The 24043-nt window shown below is 33.5% G+C and carries 27 protein-coding genes; 8 read left to right on the top strand and 19 right to left on the bottom strand.

Translation table 11 applies throughout. The annotated features are described in order from the left end of the window. Positions 1-42 precede the first annotated feature (42 nt). Positions 43-687 carry an orotate phosphoribosyltransferase gene (pyrE, locus tag BLP44_RS05175; protein ID WP_091130212.1) on the bottom strand — a complete coding sequence of 215 codons (645 nt, stop codon included), beginning with the start codon at positions 685-687 and terminating at the stop codon, positions 43-45. A 7-nt stretch (positions 688-694) separates the two neighbouring features. Here pyrE and BLP44_RS05170 point away from each other — a divergent pair, with 7 nt between their 5' ends. After that, positions 695-1333, top strand: coding sequence for an NUDIX hydrolase (locus tag BLP44_RS05170; RefSeq protein ID WP_091130209.1), 639 nt, complete (start codon positions 695-697; stop codon positions 1331-1333). A 191-nt stretch (positions 1334-1524) separates the two neighbouring features. Here the strand turns inward: BLP44_RS05170 and BLP44_RS05165 are convergent, their stop codons facing one another. Then, positions 1525-2265, bottom strand: a complete 741-nt coding sequence (locus tag BLP44_RS05165; RefSeq protein WP_091130206.1) for a DUF6882 domain-containing protein — start codon at positions 2263-2265, stop codon at positions 1525-1527. Positions 2266-2431: 166 nt separating this feature from the next. On the opposite strand from BLP44_RS05165, the gene BLP44_RS05160 reads away from it, so the two are divergent. Next, complete coding sequence (locus BLP44_RS05160; RefSeq protein WP_091130202.1) at positions 2432-2836, top strand: helix-turn-helix domain-containing protein; 405 nt, start codon at positions 2432-2434, stop codon at positions 2834-2836. 42 nt (positions 2837-2878) lie between these two features. Further along, positions 2879-3487 carry a hypothetical protein gene (locus tag BLP44_RS05155; protein ID WP_091130199.1) on the top strand — a complete coding sequence of 203 codons (609 nt, stop codon included), beginning with the start codon at positions 2879-2881 and terminating at the stop codon, positions 3485-3487. A gap of 47 nt (positions 3488-3534) precedes the next feature. Here the strand turns inward: BLP44_RS05155 and BLP44_RS05150 are convergent, their stop codons facing one another. Further along, the gene (locus BLP44_RS05150) at positions 3535-4740 is read right to left on the bottom strand and encodes a Shedu immune nuclease family protein (RefSeq protein ID WP_091130195.1); all 1206 of its coding nucleotides are present in this window, start codon (positions 4738-4740) and stop codon (positions 3535-3537) included. Positions 4741-4895: 155 nt separating this feature from the next. After that, entirely contained in the window at positions 4896-6623 is a 1728-nt protein-coding gene (locus BLP44_RS05145; RefSeq protein WP_091130192.1) for a M14 family metallopeptidase, read from the bottom strand. A 251-nt stretch (positions 6624-6874) separates the two neighbouring features. Between BLP44_RS05145 and BLP44_RS05140 the strand changes: the two genes are divergently transcribed. Next, positions 6875-8236 (top strand): DEAD/DEAH box helicase, encoded by a 1362-nt coding sequence (locus BLP44_RS05140; protein ID WP_091130188.1) that lies wholly within the window; start codon positions 6875-6877, stop codon positions 8234-8236. Positions 8237-8457: 221 nt separating this feature from the next. Then, positions 8458-8904, top strand: a complete 447-nt coding sequence (locus tag BLP44_RS05135; RefSeq protein ID WP_008462792.1) for a hypothetical protein — start codon at positions 8458-8460, stop codon at positions 8902-8904. 209 nt (positions 8905-9113) lie between these two features. On the opposite strand, the gene BLP44_RS05130 is transcribed toward BLP44_RS05135, so the two are convergent. The 4 genes from BLP44_RS05130 to BLP44_RS05115 all read right to left on the bottom strand — a co-directional run bounded on the left by BLP44_RS05130 (position 9114) and on the right by BLP44_RS05115 (position 12170). Beyond that, positions 9114-9692: a PhnA domain-containing protein gene (locus BLP44_RS05130; protein WP_091130184.1), complete on the bottom strand. Its 579-nt coding sequence runs from the start codon at positions 9690-9692 to the stop codon at positions 9114-9116. Between the two features lie 79 nt (positions 9693-9771). Next, a complete protein-coding gene (gene coaD, locus BLP44_RS05125) occupies positions 9772-10230 on the bottom strand; it encodes a pantetheine-phosphate adenylyltransferase (protein ID WP_026729362.1) in 459 nt (152 codons plus the stop codon). A gap of 126 nt (positions 10231-10356) precedes the next feature. Continuing rightward, the gene (locus BLP44_RS05120) at positions 10357-11049 is read right to left on the bottom strand and encodes a DUF421 domain-containing protein (RefSeq protein ID WP_091130181.1); all 693 of its coding nucleotides are present in this window, start codon (positions 11047-11049) and stop codon (positions 10357-10359) included. A 149-nt stretch (positions 11050-11198) separates the two neighbouring features. After that, on the bottom strand, positions 11199-12170 hold the full coding sequence (locus BLP44_RS05115; RefSeq protein WP_066032148.1) for a D-alanine--D-alanine ligase: 972 nt from the start codon (positions 12168-12170) through the stop codon (positions 11199-11201). A 461-nt stretch (positions 12171-12631) separates the two neighbouring features. Between BLP44_RS05115 and BLP44_RS05110 the strand changes: the two genes are divergently transcribed. Continuing rightward, positions 12632-13252, top strand: coding sequence for a PASTA domain-containing protein (locus BLP44_RS05110; RefSeq protein WP_008462802.1), 621 nt, complete (start codon positions 12632-12634; stop codon positions 13250-13252). Next, positions 13242-14285, top strand: coding sequence for an RluA family pseudouridine synthase (locus BLP44_RS05105; RefSeq protein ID WP_008462803.1), 1044 nt, complete (start codon positions 13242-13244; stop codon positions 14283-14285). Before BLP44_RS05110 ends, BLP44_RS05105 begins: the two co-directional genes overlap by 11 nt. Positions 14286-14455: 170 nt before the next feature. Here the strand turns inward: BLP44_RS05105 and BLP44_RS05100 are convergent, their stop codons facing one another. The 6 genes from BLP44_RS05100 to BLP44_RS05075 form a co-directional block, all read right to left on the bottom strand. Continuing rightward, on the bottom strand, positions 14456-15067 hold the full coding sequence (locus BLP44_RS05100; protein ID WP_091130177.1) for a 3-keto-alpha-glucoside-1,2-lyase-like domain-containing protein: 612 nt from the start codon (positions 15065-15067) through the stop codon (positions 14456-14458). Beyond that, the gene (locus BLP44_RS05095) at positions 15068-16309 is read right to left on the bottom strand and encodes an ATP-binding cassette domain-containing protein (RefSeq protein WP_091130174.1); all 1242 of its coding nucleotides are present in this window, start codon (positions 16307-16309) and stop codon (positions 15068-15070) included. Positions 16310-16327: 18 nt separating this feature from the next. Next, complete coding sequence (locus tag BLP44_RS05090) at positions 16328-17173, bottom strand: sulfurtransferase (protein WP_091130171.1); 846 nt, start codon at positions 17171-17173, stop codon at positions 16328-16330. 2 nt (positions 17174-17175) lie between these two features. Then, on the bottom strand, positions 17176-18033 hold the full coding sequence (locus BLP44_RS05085) for a ThuA domain-containing protein (RefSeq protein ID WP_091130168.1): 858 nt from the start codon (positions 18031-18033) through the stop codon (positions 17176-17178). A 14-nt stretch (positions 18034-18047) separates the two neighbouring features. Continuing rightward, positions 18048-18437, bottom strand: a complete 390-nt coding sequence (locus BLP44_RS05080) for a DUF1398 domain-containing protein (RefSeq protein ID WP_008462809.1) — start codon at positions 18435-18437, stop codon at positions 18048-18050. Between the two features lie 126 nt (positions 18438-18563). After that, complete coding sequence (locus BLP44_RS05075; RefSeq protein WP_091130163.1) at positions 18564-19553, bottom strand: alpha/beta fold hydrolase; 990 nt, start codon at positions 19551-19553, stop codon at positions 18564-18566. A gap of 281 nt (positions 19554-19834) precedes the next feature. Here BLP44_RS05075 and BLP44_RS05070 point away from each other — a divergent pair, with 281 nt between their 5' ends. Further along, positions 19835-20527, top strand: a complete 693-nt coding sequence (locus tag BLP44_RS05070; protein ID WP_091130160.1) for a hypothetical protein — start codon at positions 19835-19837, stop codon at positions 20525-20527. Positions 20528-20622: 95 nt separating this feature from the next. Here BLP44_RS05070 and BLP44_RS05065 read toward each other — a convergent pair whose 3' ends face one another. The 5 genes from BLP44_RS05065 to BLP44_RS05045 all read right to left on the bottom strand — a co-directional run bounded on the left by BLP44_RS05065 (position 20623) and on the right by BLP44_RS05045 (position 24038). Further along, positions 20623-21060 (bottom strand): acyl-CoA thioesterase, encoded by a 438-nt coding sequence (locus tag BLP44_RS05065; RefSeq protein WP_091130156.1) that lies wholly within the window; start codon positions 21058-21060, stop codon positions 20623-20625. A 127-nt stretch (positions 21061-21187) separates the two neighbouring features. Continuing rightward, positions 21188-21661 carry a DUF1203 domain-containing protein gene (locus BLP44_RS05060; protein ID WP_091130152.1) on the bottom strand — a complete coding sequence of 158 codons (474 nt, stop codon included), beginning with the start codon at positions 21659-21661 and terminating at the stop codon, positions 21188-21190. Positions 21662-21736: 75 nt separating this feature from the next. Beyond that, positions 21737-22198, bottom strand: coding sequence for an SRPBCC family protein (locus BLP44_RS05055; RefSeq protein ID WP_091130148.1), 462 nt, complete (start codon positions 22196-22198; stop codon positions 21737-21739). Positions 22199-22252: 54 nt separating this feature from the next. Next, on the bottom strand, positions 22253-22720 hold the full coding sequence (locus BLP44_RS05050) for a hypothetical protein (protein ID WP_091130144.1): 468 nt from the start codon (positions 22718-22720) through the stop codon (positions 22253-22255). A 40-nt stretch (positions 22721-22760) separates the two neighbouring features. Beyond that, positions 22761-24038 carry a Na+/H+ antiporter gene (locus tag BLP44_RS05045; RefSeq protein ID WP_091130141.1) on the bottom strand — a complete coding sequence of 426 codons (1278 nt, stop codon included), beginning with the start codon at positions 24036-24038 and terminating at the stop codon, positions 22761-22763. Positions 24039-24043: the final 5 nt, after the last annotated feature.

Here is a 24043-nt window from a genome sequence, read left to right as displayed (position 1 = left end):
TAAAATCTAAAATCTAAAATCTAAAATCTAAAATCTAAAATCTTACTCCTGTCCCCAAGTTGATGGGCTTACGCTCCATTCTTGAAGAGTCGATTGCTGATCTTCTGTAATATATTGTTTTTGAACTGCTAGATCTAATAGGTTTTCGTAGTTGCTCAATGTGAATAAATCAACATTAGCCTCTTTGAAGTTTTCTTCGGCAACGCCAAAACCATAAGTAAACACAGCCGCCATACCTTTAACATTAGCGCCTTCGTTTCTTAAAGCTTCAACAGCTAGTAAACTGCTTTTTCCAGTACTGATTAAGTCTTCTACAACCACAACATTTTGTCCTTTTTGTAAAAAACCTTCCACTTGGTTTTGTCTTCCGTGTTTTTTAGGCTCTGGACGCACATATACGAACGGAAGGCCCAAACTTTCGGCAACTAAAATTCCAACTCCAATGGCTCCAGTAGCAACACCAGCAATCACATCAGGCTTTCCAAATTGTTTTTCGATGTTTTTAGCAAACTCATCACGAACATAGTTTCTGATGCTCGGAAATGAAAGAATTAACCTATTATCGCAATAAATAGGAGATTTCCAACCAGAAGCCCATGTAAAAGGATTTTCGGGATTCAATTTAATTGCATTTATTTGCAAAAGCAATTCGGCTGTTTTTTCGGCAGTATCTTTATTAAAAATCATAGTACAAATGTATAAAGTTTTTGTAAACGACAAACCACTTTTTTTGACAAATGAAATCTCGAAGGAAACAGATTTCCAATTGTTCTTGTTGGAGAGTATTGATATCGAACAGCTTATTATAAAAATTTTTCAAAATAAAATTCAAAAAGCGATTCTATATCATCCCGACGAAAGTGAGATGATGAAAACCCTAAAAGCCAAAATTCCGGTAAATAAGGCAGGCGGAGGCTTTGTCTACAACAAGAAAGGCGAAGTCTTATTTATCTTTAGAAACGGAAAATGGGATCTGCCAAAAGGCGGCATCGAGAAAGGGGAAGACATTGAAGCGACGGCTATGCGTGAGGTAGAGGAGGAGACAGGAGTAAACCAGCTTCGTATTACGAATAAACTTCAAAAAACCTATCATATCTTTAAACGCAACGGAAAATACAAACTTAAAATCACGCATTGGTTCGAAATGTTTTCTGATTTTGACGGAACACCACACGGACAATTAGAAGAAGGAATAGAAAAAGTAGCGTGGTTAAACCCAGAACAAATTAAGGAAGCACTTAAAAATTCTTACGAAAACATTAAATTATTGTTTGAAGAAGAAAAAAAAGTTCCAGTAGATTTAAAGACAAAGAAAGAAAACTTAGAATCTTAAAAACTTAGCATCTCAGAATCTTAGATTAGGACGTGCCACCAATAAAAGAAAAGACCCAATCAACTTTGCGTTCATTGGGTCTTTTTTTTATTGCTGTCGGGCTTTCGCTGCTACTTCGGTAGCTTAACTCTATCCCTCACGCGGGCAGTCGGTTTCAGAAGGTCGTTTAGCTTATTTTAGTTATTCGAAGCTCAAGAATTACCATTTAAGCTTGTCAAAAGATTATCGTCATTAAAAACAGCATTAATAACATTTCCATTCTTTTCGGCTTTAATTTCATTTCCGTTTGAAGTCAATTCAAAACCTTTTTGAGAAAGATAATTGTTAAAAGCATTTTTATGATTTTGAATTTCAAAAGTCGAAATCAATTCTGGAAAAACAGTCAAAATTCTCGAGAATTCCTCACTTTCAGTATTGTCAATTGAATCATCTTTAAGGGTAACAACCATTGTTCCCTGACCGTAATTTCCGAGATAATAACCGCTCAAATTGAACATTGTAGTAGCAACCATTCCAATAAGATGTAAATCATTTGGAACAGCGTCAAATTTTCCAACGCTTAATAAATCAATATTATTTTCTTCTCCATATTTCTTTAATGAAAGCGCTTGTTGCATAACAGATTCTGCATAACCGCCCGCTTTATTGTCCCAAAGCCAAAGCCAAGTTTCTGACGAATGCGAAAATGAACCCAAAACCTGCATTGGAAAAGTAAGATCATCTCCAAAAGTAATTTCTTCTGCGTCCATATTGACATTCCAAGAAAGTCCACCTGTTACATTGTATAAATTTCTTTGTTTTTCTAAAGCCAAAGCGCCGTATTTCTCTAAAAAATCATTTTCAGAAGTAAAACTGATAGTTTGATTGTTTTGAGTATTTGCTGAAGCTGTTTTTTCTTCTTTCTTTTTGAAGAGATTATCGAATATTCCCATTTCTTGAGGCTTTTATTGTTAAGAAATTATTGTTCTCAAATATATAATTTAAAAAATAAGTAGGAAAATGATTAATTGGGATAATTCATCAATATTTATTGTATTTTTGTTGGAGATGCAATAGCAAAATACATTGCTTGTTATTACCCTAATATTATTTTGAATTATGAGCACACTATCAAAACCAAGCCATATAGGACGAAAAATAAGCCGTATTCGTGAACTTAGAGACATGAAGCAAGAAGTTTTGGCTCAAGCTTTAGGAACAAACCAACAGGCAATTTCTATTTTGGAAAATAGTGAAACTATTGATGATGAAAAGCTAAATTCTATAGCAAAAGCTTTAGGAGTTAGCGTTGAAGCAATTAAGAATTTTTCAGAAGAAAGTGTGATTAATTACTTTAATACTTTTACTGATCAAAGCGCGGGAACTTTTAACAATAATTGTACTTTCAATCCGCTAGATAAATTAATTGAAGCTTATGAAGAAAATAAAAAGCTTTACGAACGTTTGATTCAAGCTGAAAAAGATAAAGTTGAGTATTTAGAAAAAATATTGAAGGATAAATAGTTATTGTTTAATTAAAAAGTTTTTACGTTTTAAAGAAATAAGGTGGAAGAAAAATTGAGTCAAGTTTTGGATCTTTTAATTGGGCAGAAAGAGACTAGTGATTATTTTGATTATATAACCATTTTAATTGCATTCTTAATGTTTGTACTGACTGTTATGCAATTTTGGTTATTATCTAAACAATTTAAAATTCAAAAAACACTTGTAAAAATGGACATGGTTCCAAGTATCTTACTTGAGTTTTTACATGAACCAGAAATTTTGCAATTTAAAAATGTTGGGAAAGCTCCAATATTTCTGTTTTATCCAATATCTTTAAACGTATTCGGAAATGAACCAAAAGAAGCGATAGAAAACGAAGCTGATAAAGTACCAATTGCTTCTGGGAGTTATTACGCAGAGAAATTTGATTTAGGATTACCTCGCGTACCGGAAAATTTTAATAAAAGAAGCAAAATTAAAATTAATGGAAAGTTAGTTTTAATGACTTTTGATTCAGTTAAATATAATATGAACTTTACAATACAATTTGACGTTACTATTACTTCGGCTAATAAGGAAAATGATATTGTGAATTCTTCTTACGCATGGATTACAAAATTTGAAGAAAAAAGCGGAAGAAAAAACAAAAAGAGCTTTTGGAGCATTTAGGCTTTTTAGCAATTAGTTTTTCTTCTTTTAATTTTTTTTATACGTAGTTATTCATGCGAATTAACTATAAATTTTGCTCTTTCTAATAGTTCATCAAAAGTTATTATTTCTATATCTTTAATGCTTCTTCTATAAAGCTCAAATGAACTATATTTTTCTTTATTGATACCATGTTCACTTAAAAATTCATTAAGAGTTCCTACTAGTAAAAATGATTTAGGTCTATAAAGAAAAATTTCTTCACCTGTTGGGTTTCCATCATTATCAGTAGGATTGATTTTATTTATTAAATTCTCAACTGAGCTTTGGATAGTCTTTTGGACTTGAGCAACTCCGCCAGATAATTCATTCGAAGGTGGAAATACGCTTGGTCTATATGCCGAATTTAATAATTTAGTTTTATGTGTTTTAATTTCAGCAAAGCATAATGAATTTATAATGCCTTTAGATTTCATCATTGCATCAGCTCTTTTTCCTCTATTTATTGCATCATAACCCTGAACTACTTGTTCTAGTTTTTTTGCTTCTAATGGAATATTTATTACATATTGAAGACCAAAACCAAAGATCCAAGTATTCAATTCAAAAAAGTTTTGCCATAACGCTTCGTCTTTAGTGATATTAAGTCTGACTTTTTCTTCTTCAAAAAACGATTCATTATTTAATAAATTATCAAAATAAACTAATTGCTCTTTTTTAAAAACAAGATTTAAAATATCTTCTTGTGAGATGTTTTCTCTTAAAATTTCTTTAAAGATTACCTGATTGTCTTTATAGATTGAAAAAGCTTGTTCTTTTGTAAGTATAAGCTTTTTTAGTTCATTATCCGTTATTTTAAAACCATTTTTGTCTTCAATCTGTAAGTCTTTTATACTTTTAATAAAGTCAATTAAAGTTTTTATTTCACTTCCTCTAAATGAAAAATATGTTTTATGAGGAATGCCGGTTGAAGTTGTAAATTTTTGAATTTGTAAAATAAAAATTCCGCGACTGTCTTCTAGAAATTTTGCTGTAATTTCTTGACGTCCTTCGGAAGTAACACGTAATTTAACTTCTCCTTTTTCTTTAATAAACTCAAAAGTATTTTCACAGTCCAAAACTTTTGAAGCATATCTTATTGGAATAATCTTATCAATTATCTTCCCGTCAACAATTTGAGGAGACTTTGATTCTATTCTTTTAGATACATAAGTTTTGTCTGGAACTTTTCCACTAAAATATTCAAATTCATTAGATTCAAAATTATTAGCCATGTCTAATTAAGTTTTAAGTTTTAGTAAAAGGCAATGCATATTAATAAAAAATGAGGAATACTTCCATTTATTTGTCCGAAGATAGAAGGTTATTCTAATATATTTTTACGGAAAACCATAATAGTATTTGTAAAATATGTATGCGTTTTTCAAGTCTACAAAACACGATAAACAGGATACTGCATATGAGCCTTTTCATAGTAAATAGAATGCTTGTAAATCCAATCTAACTGCGCCTCAGGATTTTTAGCAAAAGCAGGATCGTTTTGTTTTTTAACTTCTAATTCTGCTTTCAAAGATGGGTTTTCCTTTAAAAGTTGTCCAGCCGTATCTTCAAAAATATATTCTGAGTAATGTTCTTTCTGCTGTAAAATTGGATCGAAGAAATTCCAATTAAAGAATGAATCAACACCTTCTGGTTCAAAAGCTTCTAGAAGATATTTTACCCCTTTTTGGTTCGTTGGAACTAGGTAATCTCCTTTGGCGAAAGCAATTTTAACGATTTTAGAAGTTACAGTTGTATTTCTGTGTATATAATGTCCTTCGTAAGCTGACGGAGCGGTTTTAAATTCTGCAATTCTGTAGCTTTCTACTTCTATAATCGTATCGTTTTTAATTTGCTTAAATGAGATATTATTGTTTTTCAGCAGCTCAATAATATTCCAATATCCTCTCGGAACAATATAAGCCGTTGGAATCACAACTTCTTTAACCGATTTAAATTCTTTGATGTACGGAACGTCTTTTTTGTACGGTTTGTTTCGGTCATAATACAAACGATTTCCGGTTGTAGCGTCACTTTTTTTGTAACCTGCTTCATATCCTAAAAACGAAAAAGTGGTTGCTTTTGTGCTGTCCAATTCCCATTTTAAAGTGTATGATTTTTTAGGCTGATATTGCTCTAAATTTTTTACTCGTAAATCTTTTATTTTTTGATAATTGGCATCAGTAAAATCTAAAGTCGATTTCATGTATTCGTAGGTCATTTTTACGCGTTCGGCATATTTTTTTAGCATGTGCGTTTCTACGACAAAACCAATTGTATTAAACAAAGAAGTATAACCCGTTGTATATCGCGGACTATCTACAAATTGCCCGAAGCCTTTGTCTGGCGTATCTTTAAACGAATCGACATAAGGCGTAGTTTCGATTTTCTTTTTCTGAAGATCTTTTACTAAAGCTGGCATCATTTCGTTATTCATAAAATCACCCAAAACCGTTCCCAATTTATTGTGCTGTGTCATGATGTACGTCAGTTTGTATTGATAATCTGAACCGTTGCTTACGTGATTGTCAATAAAAACATCGGCATTTATTTTCTGGAAAATCTCCACGAAACTTTTAGTGTTTTTGGTATCCGATTTCATTAAATCACGATTCAAATCGTAATTTCTCGCATTTCCTCTAAAACCATAAACTTCTGGTCCGTCTTGATTCGCGCGCGTTGTCGAATTTCTATTTAAAGCTCCTCCAATATTATAAACTGGAATCGTAACCAAAACGGTATTTTTTGGCGCTTTCAATTTTCCTGTAGCTAAATCTCTGTAGAATTGCATTGTGGCGTCGATTCCGTCAGGTTCTCCCGCATGGATTCCGTTATTTACAAACAAAACGGCTTTAGTTTTCTGGATTTTATCGAAATCAAATTCCTTGTCAGGATTGAAAGTAATCATGTGTAAAGGTTCGCCGGAATCGGTCAATCCCATTTCTTTCATTTGAATGGTTGGAAAATCGTTTGCCAGCATTTTCCAATAAGCGATAGTTTCCTGATACGAAGCCGATTGGTTTCCGTTTCCTTTTTCAAAAAAGGTGTCGTATTTTTTATTGTTTTGTGCAGAAATGGTGATGGTGAAAAGTAAAAAGAGAAATGTAAAAAGTTTCATGGTTTTGGTTTTAACTAAGAATCAAATATAGGTTTTTTATTTGTTTTAAAGTTTTAAGCTTCAGGTTTCAAGTTTGATATACTTTATGGTTATTTATCTCTCGCAGATTTGGCAGATCAAACAGATTAAATTTAAATATTAGATAAAAATTCGCTAAATCTGCTAAATCTGCGAGAGATAAAATCTGTGCGGTTAAACAACTTGAAACAAAGAAAACCTGAAACTTGAAACCTTTTAACTACTTTTGCAGCATGAAAAAACACCATTCCAACGATATACTTTCGAATTTAGGGATTCAGAATCTCAACGAAATGCAGGAAACTGCTCATGACGTTATTCTGAACGATAATAATGTCTTATTGCTTTCTCCAACAGGATCTGGAAAAACATTAGCGTTTTTACTTCCAATTTTAGAATTATTGCAGCCAGAAATCTTATCGGTTCAATGTTTGATTTTGGTTCCGTCACGCGAATTAGGGCTTCAGATCGAACAGGTTTGGAAGAAAATGGGAACGCAGTACAAAGTAAATATTTGTTACGGCGGACATTCGATTGAAACGGAAATGAAAAACTTGAGCAATCCGCCAGCGGTTTTAATTGGAACGCCTGGAAGAATTGCCGATCATATTGACAGAGAATCTTTTAGAACAGATAAAATTCAGACTTTAATTTTAGACGAGTTTGATAAATCGCTTCAATTAGGGTTTCATGAACAAATGTCTTTTATCATTGGCAGATTGCCAAAAGTGAATAAAAGAGTTTTGGTTTCAGCAACTTCAGATATTGAGATTCCGAAATACACTAGAGTGGTAAATCCGACGGTTTTGGATTTTATTCCAGAGGAAGAAGAAAAGGCGAATCTTTCTATGAAAATGGTGATTTCGCCAGCCAAAGATAAACTGCAGAGTTTATTCAATTTGATTTGCTCACTGCAATCAGAATCGGCTATTATTTTCTGTAACCATCGTGATGCTGCAGAACGTATTAGCGATACTTTAAACGAAAAAGGAATCTATTCGGTGTATTATCATGGGGGAATGGATCAGGAAGAGCGGGAGAGGGCTTTAATTCAGTTCAGAAACGGAAGTGTGACGTATTTGGTTACGACAGATTTGGCTGCGAGAGGTTTGGATATTCCTGAAATGAAACACGTTATTCATTATCATCTTCCGTTAAAAGAAGATGAGTTTACCCATCGTAATGGCCGTACAGCGCGTATGCAGGCAACGGGAACGGCGTATGTAATTATTCATGAAAGTGAAAAACAATTAGACTACTTAGACTATGAAATGGAGGTCTTTGATGTGGAAGGAAAAGTTTCGCTTCCAAGTCCGCCTAAGTTTCAGACTATTTACATCAGTGGGGGAAAGAAAACAAAACTGAACAAATTTGATATCGTTGGATTCTTTTCTCAAAAAGGGAAACTAGAAAAAGACGATTTGGGTCTGATTGAAGTGAAAGATTTTGTTTCGTTTGCAGCTGTAAAATACAATAAAGTAAAGGATCTTCTGAAAAATATTAAAGATGAAAAAATGAAAGGCAAGAAGTTTAAAATCGAAGTTGCCCGCAATGTCATCAAGAAAGTGGAAGATGAGAAGAGAGGAAAGTACTGATTTTGGATAGTTAGGTAAAAGATGCAAGAAGCAAGATGCAATATTAAGAAATTGGAATTTAGTGTTTGAATTTTTAATGTTTATTTTGTTGTATTTCAATAGTTTAGAATTGTGTAACTAAGTTTTACAATTTTATGTTAAAAAAATAATGATTTGATAGGTGTTTTTTCAATAATTCTATGTTTTTTTGCTACAGTAAAATTGTAAACCCCAAATTCAGTATGAAAAACATTATTACCCTTGCTATTCTGTTCGTTAGCTTTGTATCTTTTGGTCAAGTTAAAGTCCTAGAGACAGTTCCTGTTGAGAAATTAGGAAAAGTAAATAACAATTACATCCAAAAAATTGGAGATGAGTACACGGTGTATTACACTATTATCCAAAACGATGAGGATTCTTCTAACTTAAGAAAGTTTTCATTCAAAAACATCGATAATGCCTACAACAATCTTTATAACATTATTGTTGGAGGATTTACTGCAACACCTTTGTATGACATCAAATTAGAATTGCCAAATAACTACATTTGGTTGCACTACACAGGAAACGTAGTTCCAGATAAAGCAACTGTACAATTTATGGTTTCTAGCAAAGAAAGAGATGCTGATACAAACAACGTTTCTGAGCCTTTCGTAAAAGACCAAATCAATAAATTATTCCAAAAATAATTTCTTTGAGGTTCAAAGAAACAAAGTAACAAAGGGACAAAGTTTTTTTACTTGTCTCTTTCAATAAATATGATAAAAAAAAGCTGTTCTAATCGAACAGCTTTTTTGTTTTTAGATTTTTTTAAAGGTTAAGAGCAGCAAAGGTTCAAAAGGTTTTGATTTCAAATAGAAATCTTTGTCCCTTTGAACCTTTGTTGCCTAAAAAAGAACTATATCTTCTTAACGTATTGCGTAATAATCACAATCTGCTGTCCGTCAACTTTTCCTTCAATGTATTCGGCATTTTCGTGATCTAAACGAATGTTTCTCACAGCAGTTCCTTGTTTAGCAACCATGCTTGAACCTTTTACTTTAAGATCTTTGATTAAAACAACCGAATCTCCGTGCTGTAAAATCACGCCATTACTGTCTTTGTGAACTAATTTATTTTCGTCATCTTCTCCTTCTCCTGTTGCTTTTGCCCATTCTAGCGTTTCGTCGTCTAGGTACATCATGTCAAGCAGTTCCTGTGGCCATCCTGCGGCACGCATACGGCTAAGCATTCTCCATGCTACAACTTGAACAGCAATATTTTCGTTCCACATACTGTCGTTAAGGCATCTCCAGTGATTTAAATCGACATTGTCTGGATTTTCAATTTGGTCAATACAAGTGTTACAGGCTAATATTGCTTCATCAATTCCACCTTTTCTAGTAGGAAGGACTTGATAAACTTTTAAATTCTCTTCATTACCACAAAGTTCACATTTAGATCCGCTTCGTTTGCTTAATTCTCTCTCGGTACTCATTGTTAGTTGTTTATTTTAAAAATGCGAAATTACTTATAATTTGCTTCGCTGGCAAGTTTCAGGTTTATTGTTTATTGTTTTACTTCTTAACCCTAACCGCATCTGGAACCAGCATCTCATATTCGCCACCATGGCGCAATACATCGCGTACAATGCTTGAACTGATAAATGAAGTACTTGCAGCTGTCAGCAAGAAAACAGTTTCTATTTTCGAAAGTTTTCTGTTGGTGTGTGCAATGGCTTTTTCGAATTCGAAATCGGCTGGGTTGCGTAAGCCTCTTAAAATGAAATTGGCTTTTTCTTTTTTAGCCAAATCAATTGTTAAGCCTTCGTAAGTGATAACCGAAACTTTTGGTTCGTCTTTGAAGGTTTCTTCTATAAAGCGTTTTCTTTCTTCTAATGAAAACATGTATTTTTTTTCGGCATTGACACCAATGGCAATTACAATTTCGTCAAATAAAGGAATTCCTCTTTTGATAATGTCTTCGTGTCCTAATGTTATTGGGTCAAATGATCCTGGGAATATGGCTTTTCGCATTTTATTTAAGGTGCTAAGGTTCTGAGATGCTACGTTACTGAGTTATTATACTTAATCTTAAATTCTTTTATTGGAATTTGAAATTTACTATTTGGAATTTACTATTTAGAATTTTTAAAATTTATTCTAAGTGATTCTTTTTGTATTTATTGCTGTCACCCATTCATCTTTATGGCAGATTTCACAGTTTGCAGTTCCTTTTGTCAGCTTTTGAGTGTGTCCGCAGAAGGTGCAAGCGTGAATTCCATCTTTTGTGATGTTTTTATTTTTTTCATTGAACAGCGATGGCAAAATAGGTAGTCCGTATTTTACCTCATCGTCTGGATAAAAAAACACGCTTATTTCTCCGCTTGGTTCGATAAAGGCATGTTTTACTTGTCCTAAATGCTCAATAGATTTTACACGAAGTTCAGAGAAAAATTCGTCTTGTGCCAGACTTTCTTTTTTAAAACTTGATAAGGAAAACTTTCCGTCATTGATTAAGCATTCGGTTTTTCCTTCTATGAATTCTTCAAATTTTTTGCTTTTTCCAGTAAGCCAAGTAACAGATCGATATAAAATTATAATAACTGAAAATACCATTGCTGCCGGAATGATTCCGACATCTTCATAAAACATTGGATCTCCCGCTGCCGAACCTAATGCAATAATTATTACGGTTTCAAATACAGATAATTGTTTAACGCCTCTTTTTCCAGCTAACTTTAAAGTAAGGAGTAAAATCGTAAACATTACCGTTGAACGGAATATCACTTCCAGAATAAAGATTTCTGGGAGATTGTTGTAAAATAATCTATTCCATTCAAAGATTTCTTTCATTTTTTTTTAGGTTCTAAGTTACTATGATACTAACTTTTCTTGTGAAGGATTTTTTGACGAAACTTCGAGATTGCTTATTCTGGCAATTGTATTAAAAAAATAAGGTTCTGAAAAATCTTAGAATCTCAGAACCTTAGTATCTTAGCATCTTATTTTAAAGCTAACTCAATTGCATTTGTAAATAAGTCTTCTAGAGAAATTCCAGCCGCTTTTGCTTGTTGCGGAATCAAACTTTCTGTTGTTAAACCTGGAATGGTGTTCATTTCAAGCATGTGTGGTTCGCCGTTTACAATAATGAATTCGCTTCTTGAAAAACCTCTCATTTTTAAAACTTCGTATGCACGTTTCGCAGTTTCTGAGACTTTTTTAGTCAATTCGTCAGAGATTCTAGCTGGCGTAATTTCTTGCGATTTCCCTTCATATTTGGCTTCGTAATCAAAGAAATCATTGTCTGATACAATTTCTGTAATTGGTAAAACGATAATTTCGCCTTTGTAATTGATAACTCCCACAGAAACTTCAGTTCCGTCAAGGAAGCTTTCAATGATGATTTCGTTATCTTCTTTATATGCTACTTCAATTGCAATTGGCAATTCAGCTTCGGTTTTTACTTTTGAGATTCCGAAACTAGAACCTGCTTTGTTTGGTTTTACGAAACATGGCAATCCTACTTTTTTAACGATTTCTGCTGTATTGATTTCGTCTCCTTTATTCAGATAATAAGAAATTGCTGTTTTGATTCCGTATGGTTTTAAAACAGATAATAAATCTCTTTTGTTAAATGTTAAAGCCGATTGGTAATAATCGCAAGAAGATTGTGGCATTCCGATTAATTCAAAATACGCCTGCATTAATCCGTCTTCTCCTGGAGTTCCGTGGATAGCGTTGAAAACACAGTCAAAAGTGATTTTCTGACCGTTTACTGTAACTGAAAAATCATTTTTATCAATTGGAAATTCGGCTTCATTTTCGTCTACATAAACCCATTTTTCTTTGAAAATGTGAATGCGGAATCCGTTGTATTTTGTTTTGTCAAGATATTGATACACGACATTTCCGCTAATTAAAGATATTTTGTATTCGCTGGAATAGCCGCCCATGATGATGGCAATGTTTTTCATTGTATGTTTTTATTTTTTAATTGTTTCAAGTTTAATGTTTCAAGTTTTTTACCACTAATTGCACTAATTAAAAAGATTTTTCCTCAATATTGTCATTTCGGCGGAGGAGAAATCTTCGCAAGTAGCTCTACAAAGATTGTCTATTTACTTTGTGTAAATCCTTCGGCTTTGGTTAGGATGACAAACTTTATATTTATAGTTCTTTCGAGAATAAAACTGTACTAATTTCTGTTAAAGATCGTTTTTATGAAACCGAGTGCCCTAGCCCCGATAGAGCCGGTATCCTTTTTGGCTGCTTTTTCTGCAGACAAAAAGATATAGGCGAAAGCGGGATTAGCTCCTAAAAAATTATCCTTCGACTTCGCTCAGGATGACAATCTCGGGACTTTCTTGTTTTAAACAAAATTATCATTTTTTTTGAAACGAAATACTTTATCTTTGTCGCTATTAAAAATAAATTTATGAGTTTACGTCAGTATTTAACAAGCCGAGTTTTTTTCTTGCAATTGCTTGCGGCCGCAGCTATAATCGCTGTTATTGGTTATTTATTTATGCATTGGTTAACTTTTACAACAGATCACGGACACGAAATTGCGGTGCCGAATTTGTCTAAATTGACTGAGGAACAAGTAGAAGAGAAATTGGATGAACTGGATTTGGACTATGTTCTATTGGATAGCGTTGATTACAGAAGTGAATACCCAAAATATAGTGTTGTTGAGCAAGATCCGCTTCCTGGAACAATGGTAAAAGTGGGTAGAAAAATTTATATCAAGATTAATGCTTCTGGTTTTTCTTCTGTGAAAATTCCAGATTTAATCGAAAAAACATATCGTGAGGCTGTGCCAACCTTAAAAGCGTTAGGTCTTGAGCCAGGAACGATTACGTATATTCCGAATCTTGGAAAAGATATGGTATTGGAAATGCGTTTAAAAGGAAGAAACTTAAAAGTTGGAGATAGAGTGCTTAAAGCTTCTAAAATTGATTTAGTTTTAGGAGATGGAAAAGCAAGTTATGTAGATGAAAGTCAGGCAACAGATAGTACTGCGGTGCCTGCAGAAACCCCAAGTGATGAACAATAATATTGAAGAAAATTTAGATCTGGAAGACGAATTATTTGAGCACTACAGATTTGAAGTCCCAAAAGGTCAAGCGTTTTTACGTATTGACAAATATTTAATGTATTTGATTCCGAATGCCACACGAAATAAAATTCAGAATGCGGCAACTAATGGAAATATTTTTGTAAATGATATTCCCGTAAAATCAAATTACAAAGTAAAACCTTTTGATGTGATTACGGTCATGTTGTCGCATCCTCCGTTTGAAAATAGGGTAGATCCAGAAGATATTCCGTTGGATATTGTGTATGAGGATGATGCGTTATTGCTGATCAATAAACCACCGGGATTGGTTGTACACCCAGGTCACGGAAATTATACTGGAACTTTAGTGAACGCTTTGGCATTTCATTTTGAAAATCTGCCAATGAACAGCAGCGAACGCCCAGGTTTGGTTCACCGAATCGATAAAGATACTTCTGGTCTTTTGGTTGTGGCAAAAACAGAAGCTGCTATGACGCATTTAGCAAAGCAATTTGAAGCTAAAACTACCGAACGCGAGTATATTGCTCTAGTTTGGGGAAATGTTGTGGCAGATAGCGGTACAATTGAAGGAAACTTAGCGAGACATTTGAAAGACAGAATGCAAATGGCGGTTTTTGATGATCCAGAAATTGGAAAACCTGCTATTACGCATTATAAAGTTTTGGAGCGTTTTGGTTATGTGACTCTTATTTCTTGTAGACTAGAAACAGGAAGAACGCACCAGATTCGTGCACATATGAAGCATATTGGTCATCCGTTGTTTAATGACGAGCGTTACGGCGGTCATTTGATTTTGAAAGGAACGACTTTTACAAAATACAAACAGTTTATCGAGAATTGTTTTAAAGCCTTACCACGTCAGGCGCTGCATGCTAAAACGCTTGGATTTGTTCATCCGAATACGGGAGAATTAATGCGTTTTGATACAGAATTGCCTCAGGATTTTCAGGATTGTATCGAGAAATGGCGTAATTATGTGAAGTCGCATAATACTGAAGAAGAGAATTAAATTCTTTAACATAGAATATATTAAAAAAAAGCTCCTGATGGAGCTTTTTCTTTTTTACCATTAAGCTATTAAATTAATTAAGATATGCCTAATAGCTTAATGTTTTCTTAGCAAAGAAAATTAAGCGCAGTACTTAATTAACTTAATATCTTAATGGTTAAACTTATGCTTTAAAGTGTTCTAATGTTTAAATCAGTTATTTTGACTTCTCCGTTGGTTATAAAGCCTAATTTTCCTTTTTGGTTTAGATTGCTTTTTTCTAAAGAACATTCTAAACTCGTTTTACCGTCGACAGAAAATGATAATTGGTTGTTCATGACTTTAATTTTTACAGCATACCATTTATTGTTTTCTAATTGCATTGGCTTTCTAAATAAGGTTTTTCCGCCTCGTTTGCCATACGAATCGTCTTTTTTATCATAAACTCCATCACCAATTACAATATTTTGATCAATTTGATACAAATAGGTTCTAATGTATTTTCCTTTATCCAAATTGAGCATAATTTCAAATAAAGATTCGTTGGTCATATTGGCTTTCAAATTGATTTCATAATTCTCTGGGAGCTGTTTTTTTGAAACTAAAACGCCCCACGGTGAAAGAGAACCTTTTCCTGTAAGAGTATCATTTTTTAGAATCCATTCTTTAGAATTAATTGTCCAATCTATTTTTAGCTCTTTTGAATTGTTTAAAGTATATTCTTTTTTTACTGTTGAAATGGTGCTGGAACACGAAATCAAGATGAATTGTAAAAGGAGAAATACTGCAAATTTTGTTTTCATTTAATTTAATTCTGAATGATATTTTATTTTTCCGATTGAACCTGTTTCTGAAGGCAAAAGTTCGAAAACAGAAGTAGGAGCAAGGCCTTGTTCAATTCGGTGAGAAACATATAGTATAGAAACGTTGGTTTCTTGTTTTATGGTGTTGATAAGCTGAATTACCAAATCTACATTTTCGTCATCTAAACCTTCTACAGGTTCATCTAAAATCAATAAAGGCGGATGTTTTAAAACGGCGCGAACAATTAATGCAACGCGCTGCTGCCCGATAGAAAGGTCTATAAAACGCTTTTTTCTCAAGTGTGTCATTTCGATCACTTCAAGCCATTGTGTTACGATATTTTTCTGATGTGTTGTAGGTTCTGTATATAATCCGATTTGGTCAAAAAATCCTGAGAGAATCATTTGCTCCAATGTATGTCCTTTTTGAAACAAATCCATCATTGAAGTGGCGTAAATTCCGATTTGTTTTTTAATATCCCAAACACTTTCTCCGGTTCCTTTTTTTCTTCCAAATAAGAATAAATTCTGCCCAAAACCTTTCGGATTGTCTCCTGTAATCAAAGATAAAATGGTACTTTTTCCAGATCCATTTGGACCGATTAACTGCCAGAATTCTCCTTGTTGGATGGTCCAAGAAATGTTGTTCAGGATTTTTCTTTCTTCATAACTTACCGAAACATTTTCGAGTCTGATTAATTCATTTTCGGGAAAAATGTGAGTTTCTGTTGCTTTTGGAATTGCTGTTGTATTTAATGTTTTGAAATGATTTTCGGCTTTTTTAAATGGATGCAATTCGAATGTATTGTCTTTTATTTGAGCTTTATTGGGCACAAATTCAAGAACATCAACAGTACGGTTTAAAAGCTGAATAATCGCAATATCATTCGTCAAATCTTTTAACGAATCGGCTAAAACTACTCGTGAAGCTTGGTCTAAATGATCAAAAGGATTATCAAAAATAATGTAATCTGGTTTTTGATTGATGCAGTATTTTAAAAACTCTTTTTTACGTTCGCCAGAGGAAAAAGTTCGAAGCTGTCTGTGCGAATCTGGCGAAGCTTCAACACTGTCATATTGAAACTCTTTTTCGATGAATTTTTCGATTGCAATATCAGAAAACAATATTCCTTTTTGATTGTTAAAAATGGCTAATTCTCCAGTTGCTTCGCCATTTAATATATTTTCGATTAATTTCTTTTTATTTACCTGATTTGATAAAAGTATATCCCAGTGTTGCATTATATTTTTTGTAAAGTATTATTTGTTTTCTTTTAAAGCCATTTCGCGGTCATTTCTTGACCATTCGCTCCAAGAACCTGCGTATAATTTCGGAATTGGAAGTCCAGCGTAATCCATTGCCAATAATGTATGGCATGCTGTAACTCCAGAACCGCAGTGAACGATTGTGTTTTCTGATTTTATATCTTTCAAAATAGCTTTATACTTTTCAGCCAACTCATCAGCTGGTTTAAAGAATCCGTTTTCATCCAGATTTTCCGTTAGCGGAACATTAACGGCTCCAGGAATATGCCCTGCAATTAAATCCAATGGTTCTACCAGACCGTCAAATCTGTTTTTATCACGAACATCAATTACAATGTTTTGATCGTTTTTTCGGGCTTTTTCGACTTCTTCAATATCGGCTAAAGACAATTTCCATTCCTGCGAAGGATATATTGTTTTTTCAAAAGTCTCAATTCCAGAATTAGTCGGAAATCCTGCTTGAATTGCTGCTGGATAACCGCCGTTTAAAACCTGAATTTTTTCATGCCCAATCGCACGTATCATCCACCAGAATCGAGCTGCGAAATTAGATCCGTTTTTATCATCATAAACCACAACATGATCTGAAGGAGAAATTCCTAATGAAGAGAGAGTTTTCGCAAAATCTTGTGAAGATGGCAGCGGATGTCTTCCACCATTTGTTGGATTTTCAGGAACTGCAGCCAAATCACGATTTAAATCGACAAAACGCGCACCTTTTAAATGTTCTTTTTGATAAGTTTCAAAAGTGTTTGCGCCAGTTCGAGCATCAATCAGAATGATTTTAGGATTGGCAATTAATTCTTCAGCTGTAATTAATGGAGAAAGAGTAGTAGACATTTTTATTTTTTCTTAGAATTGCCAAGCCAAAGCAAAGCATTCAAAATTAATTGACTTTGTGTTTTGTTTTCAAAAGTATACGATAAGGTTTTGTTTGTTCCGCCTTCATAATCGATATCATTATGTCCCATGTTTACGTATAGCATTTTGTATTTTTTATTGGTCCAAACGACAGGATAATAACCGCTGTGCCAAATTTCATGCGCTTTTGGACCAGTTCCTAAAGGGAAACTCGATTCATCTATCGCTAATAAAATCTCGATGTCCGGATTTTTGGTTAAATCGTTAGACCATCTGTACCATTCGTTTGGAGCAGAAGAGAAAGTTTTAGGTAGATTTTTGGTCACAGGATGCTGATTTTCTATTCTCAAAACTGCCGAAGTTGGTCTCCAAGTATTGCTTCCATATTCACCAGAACCTAAAAAAGTATTGTGATACCAATTCCAATCTTGATTGTAACTTGAATTGTTTAATGCAAATGCTGAGAAATGAAATCCGATAAAACCCCCACCATTTTCCATGTATTTCTGGAAAGCTTCGCGCTGTTCTTTTTTTTCAGGACGTGTGTCTAGAAATAAAACAATCTGATATTTTGCCAAAAACTTAGCGTTTAAATTGTCCCAATTGCTGGTAGAATCATATTCAAAATGGTTCTCTTCTGCTAATTTTGGAAAGTATTTATTGGCTTCATGCACAAAACTGATATGCGCTTGATCATTTTTTGCGGTATAAAAAGCAACGACTTTAAATTTTGGATTCTCTTTTTTCTTTTGCGAAAAGCCAAACATAGAAAACGTTAAAAGAAAAACTAAAATGCTTCTTTTAAAAAAGGTTTGGTGGTTTTGGTTAAAAATAGTCATGAATGTTGGAATAATTAAACTGGGATTTTTTCGATTAAAATTTCATGTTCCGATTTATCAAAATAAGTGCAAGTCATTTCCACAATATCAACACGCCATTTCGCAATACCGCATTGAGCGCAATGATTGCAGAAAGTCATATAATCGGTTTCTCCATGCTGATGCTTTACCAAATGCTCTATAAAAAGTTCTTTATTAGGATAGTCAGCAACTTTAATTTCAGGATATTTTTCTTCAGCTGCGGCTGTGTAATTGTTTAATCCGTAGTAAACAACGCTTCCGTCGTGTACAAAAGTGTCATACCCTTTAACGCCAAGGATTATTAAATCTTGAATATAATTTGGAAAATCTGCACCAGTTTTAACTTTAGAGTGCGCTTCTTTTATTTGATCTATTGTAAACATAATTTTAATTTTAGATTGTTGATTTTAAATTTTAGATTTCGCCACAAATTACACTAATTTTTTATTTAAAGATTTTAGAAAATTAATTCGTGTAAATTCGTGTAATTCGTGGCGGAAAAAAAAATATCATTTCAAAAATACGATTAATGATTTTATAAACGAATCAAAAGATTCGATATGTGGTAAATGTCCCGTATTTGGAATCTCAACGAGTTTTGCATTCGGAATTTCTTTTTGAGTTTTCTTGCCCAATTCAGCATAATTTCCCATTGTTTTTCTCACTTCTTCAGAAACTAAAGGTTTTCCTAAGGTGGTTTTGTCTCTCGTTCCGATAATCAATAATGTTGGGCATTTGATGTTTTTAAATTCATACAAAACAGGCTGTGTAAAAATCATATCGTACAAAAGAGCCGAGTTCCAAGCCACAATGTCATAATTTGGTGCAGTTGTCCAGCCTGCGCCAAGTTCAGCCCATTTTTGATAATCGGCATTCCATTTTCCGTCATAATAATTTGCCATTTGGTATTGCTTAATGCTTTCGTAATTCTGTTTTAATTCCGATTCGTACCACCAATCAACAGGTTGGTATGGCACGACTAATTTCCAATCTTCTAAACCAATCGGATTTTCTAAAACCAGTTTTTCTGTAGTTTCTGGATACATCAATGCAAAACGCGTTGCCAGCATTCCGCCCATAGAATGACCTAAAATTGTGGTTTTATTAATTCCTAAATGATCTAAAAGTCTTTTGGTGTTTTCGGCCAATTGCTGAAAAGTGTATTGAAAATGGTCTGGTTTTGTAGATTTCCCAAAACCAATTTGGTCTGGAACAATCACACGATACCCTTCTTTTGTTAGCGCTTTAATTGTAGTTTCCCAATAGGCACCATTGAAATTTTTTCCGTGCAGTAAAACAATGTTTTTTTGATTATAGTTTTCTGGTATAATATCCATATAGCTCATTTTCAAGTACTGGCGTTGGTTGCTCAGTTCAATAAAATGAACAGGAAAAGGATATTCGTAATTCGTTAAATTAATATCTAATGCTTTTATATTTACCTGTTGGCCAAAACTTAAGCAAGGAATGAGTATGAATAATAGTTTCAGGATTTTCATTTGAGAGGCAATTTTTTTAATGATTTATAAAGTTAAACCGAACCAGTTTTAAAACAAAGCTCAAAATCTTAAAGTTATCAGAAAAAAAGCTTTTAAAATGGTTTCGTTGTTTTTGATGTCAATAATCGATGATTTATTGAAATTTTATCGATTAAATGATGATGATTGTGAAAATAATGCATTTTGACGAGTAATGTAGCACTTCAAAGGACTTCTTTTATTAATAGGAAAAATGGATGTAATTTAGTATTAGAATGTTGTAAGCCTTAAATATTAGTATTATGAAAAAGACAATACTTTTGCTCCTGCTCACAGTCCCCACATTTGCCCAAGAACTCAATACTTTTGATTTCGCAGTTATAAACTCAACCTTAATTTCTGCAAATATAGACCTTGATAAAGGCCGTAGCGTTGTTGCGGCAAATCAAGATCAATATTCAGCTTATTTTCAGTATGCTCTTACGATGTGTGAGAACGATATTATTTTTGGTGCTGGAATTGATAAGTCTGAAATCGATCGTACTTATGTGGGTTATATCGGTAAAATTTGCGATAAATTTAGAGCTACAATTGGCATAGGATATGTCGATTCTAGAAGCGGTTATGAGGGGACTTTTACGGGTTTTAGCATCTCATGGCATTTTTCTGAAAATACCTATATTGGAGGAAATTTAGAAAATCTGCATTCATCAATAATTGATTATGATACCGATGAAAGTTTTGATTACTATAAAAAACTCGTTCCCAAAGTTTTTGGAAGTTATGAAATTATCCCAAATGTGATTGCTTTTGGACAATTGAGTTCGAGAGTAAATGACATTGCTTTAAAATATCAGGTTCGCCGATTTTCTGCTGGAGGATTTTATTCTGGGCATTCAGTTGGTGGGATTTTCGGAACTGTCAATGTCGGACGTTTTGCCTTTTCCTGCAGTACGACTTTTGAAAGGGTAAACTTCGGATTAAAGTTTGAATAACGAAATTAAAAATAAAAGTTTGTTGAGAAAAAAATCCCAAAGGCAATGTCAGCAATTGTCTTTGGGATTTTTTATAAGTTTATGACATCGTCGGTTTATAACCCAACAAAATCGTCGCTTTTAGGGAAAATACTCAAAGCTTCAATCGCTATTTCTGGGGTTGGAGAAGCCAATTTTCTAAGTTTGGTATCCATCCAAGCTCCGTCTACTGTAATCGTTGCGCAAAGCGTATCATCATCTCTTCTAAATTCGTGAATGATAGACCAACGTGAAGCATCGGCTTTCATTTTTGAAGTTTTAGTATGAATGAATATTTTGTCTGAAAGTTTTAATTCTTTTCTGAAAACGCATTCTTCTCTAAATAAAACAGGTCCAAAACCTTGTGTCTGCATTACTTTTAGAGTTAATCCCAGTTCTTCAAGGATTTCGATACGATGCTGTGCGCCAAAATCGTAATAAGCACTATGACGAACGTGAAAATTCGGGTCTAGATCTGACCAGCGGAAAGATATTTCTTTTACAAATGAAGCCATTTTATAATTGTAATTTTAATGAGAAATCGAAATTACGAATAAAAAACAAACGAATATCATAAAATTACTATGCATGCATATTTTTTTGTTGTTTTTGAATTTGCAGCATGTTGTAAAATACTTTCAATTATGCTCTTTCGACTAGACAGTTATAACATCCTGGTCTTGCATTATGAATGTGGATGTACTTTATTTTTTCGTTTTCAAAAGTCTTGATAATGCTTTCTTTGAGGGTATTTCCTTCAACCACAGACGCTTCTTTCATCATGCCATTTTTGTCATAACCGCGCAACGAAAGTAATCTGTGATTAAACATAAGTGGCACTTCGTTGATTTCGAAAGTGGTTGTAGTGGCTTTCTTTCGTATAAAAATCGGTCCGCTCGCTCGATAAGGTGAGGTAGTTTTATGATGGCTGTAGGGTAAAAGAATAACTTCTTCGCTAATTTGAGCATCTTCTAGGCTTACTCTACAAGGAAATCCCGGAAATTTATCGACAGTCATTCTGATTGCGCCGATTTTTTCTAGTTCTAGATCTGTTAATTCAAAGTAGCCTAAAAACTCTGTATGATTTAAAGACTTGATTTTAAAATTTGCATCCATAAATTTTTTTAAGCAAAAATCATATTTGTTAGGAAGCAAAAAAATCCAAATCTTGCTATGTTTTTAATTAATGTATTACAATGTCATTTTCGCCAGTTCAACTTCAAGTTTGTCGAAGTTTTCTTCGTTTTTATCAACTACGTAAGGTTTTAGTTTTTGGCATTCTTCTTCGGTTTCAAAAAGCATTTTAAAAACCACTTTTGTTTCATTTTCAGAAATAGTTTCAAATGTGGTTAGAATTTGAAAAAGCGGTTTAGAATGACGTTTCCAAGCAATAAGATTCGGTTTGTCAATTTTTATAAATTCGCATTCGTTGGCATAATTTCCAACTTCAGGGCCATGCATGATGAAGCTCCATTTGCCGCCTTCGCAAAAATTAAATTCATGAAAAGTGTTTGTAAAGCCTTTTGGTCCCCACCAGTTTTTTAAATGCTCAGGATCGCTCCATGCCTTGAAAACTAGTTCTTGAGGGAAATTCAGAATTCGTGTTGTTACCACTTCTGAATCAGGTGTTGTGGATAGAATTTCCGAAGTCATTTTTTGATCGTTTTAAATTAAACAAAAATGCGCAGTCATAAAATTACGTTATTTTTAGATACTTTCAAGATTATCCCATTCGTATTCTATTTTGTTTACTTTCATGTAATAGGGAATAAGCAGTAAAATTTCTAATCTAAAAGAAAAATGATCTTTTCCTGTGCTGAAAGGAAGTATAAAAAGAGAAGCAACACAAATTGCAATGCCTACAAGTGCATCTATTTTGGCAATCATGATAGCATTAGGTTTTTCAAACCAAAGCGAATAGGCTACAAATCCCTTTAAAAGCATAATGGCAATTATAAATAATCCAGTTCCGGAATAAGCAGTGTCGGTTGAGAATCCGTATAGAGATAAATTTACGTTGGGAACAAAAAGATTGGTAATGAGAGAACCAATTGCACAAATGGCCATAAACATAAAAATCCAGCAGAAAACTTTTATCCACCATGGCAATAGTTTTCGTCTTATAATAGCAGGTTTTTCAAATTCGTCAAAATGACCTTTTAATTCTTGTTCCATAGTTTTGGTTTAAATTTGGTTAATTAGTGTATTCAGGATTTTATTGGTTTAGCTGTTTTTTTTCTTCAATTTCATTTATTTTTTTTACAATCCATGGCAATGTCAATCCTTGTCCGATTAATGTCAGAAGCACCACTGCGACAGAAATGAAAATAATGGCATTTCTAAGCGGAAAAGGAGTTCCGTCTTCGAGAAATCTCGGAAGTCCGATTGCAATGGCTAGCGATACAATACCTCGCATTCCTGACCAGCTTATAATTAAACTGTTTCCAAAGTCAAGGAGCGCATTTTCGCTTACTTTTCTTTTTCCATTTTTACTCTTTTGAAATGCTTTTTGTAGATTGATTTTCTGCAAATAAATTCTAATCATTCGAATAAGCAAAGCCACGATTGTAATAATGGCTGCATAACCAATGTAAGGAAGTATTAAATAGCTCTCGATGTCTTCTAGAATGTATCTGAAATTAAGTCCGATTAAAATAAAAATTAATCCGTTTAGCAAGAAAATGATAATATCCCAAAGGTTTCGAGATTGATTTTTTAGGCTTTCAGGGAATATTTTTTTGCTGAATCTGGCAATTGCTAATCCTAAAATAACAACCGCAATGACGCCAGAAACATGCAGATGTTCAGCGACCAAATAAGTGACAAATGGCATTAAAAGCATAAAACTGATTGTCACATTTATATTTTTGTGAACTTTGGTTAAAATAAACGAAAGGATTTTTGCCATTATAAATCCGATAAGAAAGCCACCTCCTAAAAGAAACATAAATTGCAAAGTCGCTTTCCATATTATAAATGCAGAACCCATTACAGCGGCAACGGCAAAACGATAAGCAACCAGTGCAGAAGCGTCATTAATTAAACTTTCGCCTTCCAAAATCGTAATGGTTTTATGAGAGATTTTTAATCCTTTAGTGATATTGATTGCTGCAACAGCATCGGTAGCAGAAAGTATAGCGCCTAGAACAAAAGCTAATGGCCAGGTCATTTCTGGAATTATAAGATAAGCAACGGCAGCGATACCGCTTGCTGTTAAAAAGACCAAAGAAATCGCAAGAGCACCAATAGTATTGATATTGGTTTTGAAATCTTTTGGAGAGATATTAAAAGAAGCATCGTATAATAGCGGAGGAAGAAAAATCAGGAAAATAATTTCAGGATTGATTTCGATTTCCTGCATAGTCGGAATAAAACCAATAGCAACTCCAACAATCACAAGCAGAATGGGGTAGGGAAGTTTTGCTTTGTCTGCAAAAGCCGATAGTCCTATTACGATAGCAAGTATAAAGATGATAATGCTGTAGTTTTCCATTCTTC

This window comes from Flavobacterium anhuiense, from assembly GCF_900101855.1.
Lineage (GTDB): Bacteria > Bacteroidota > Bacteroidia > Flavobacteriales > Flavobacteriaceae > Flavobacterium > Flavobacterium anhuiense.
Note: the sequence above shows the minus strand (reverse complement) of the source record. Positions and strands in the feature narration are given on the sequence as shown.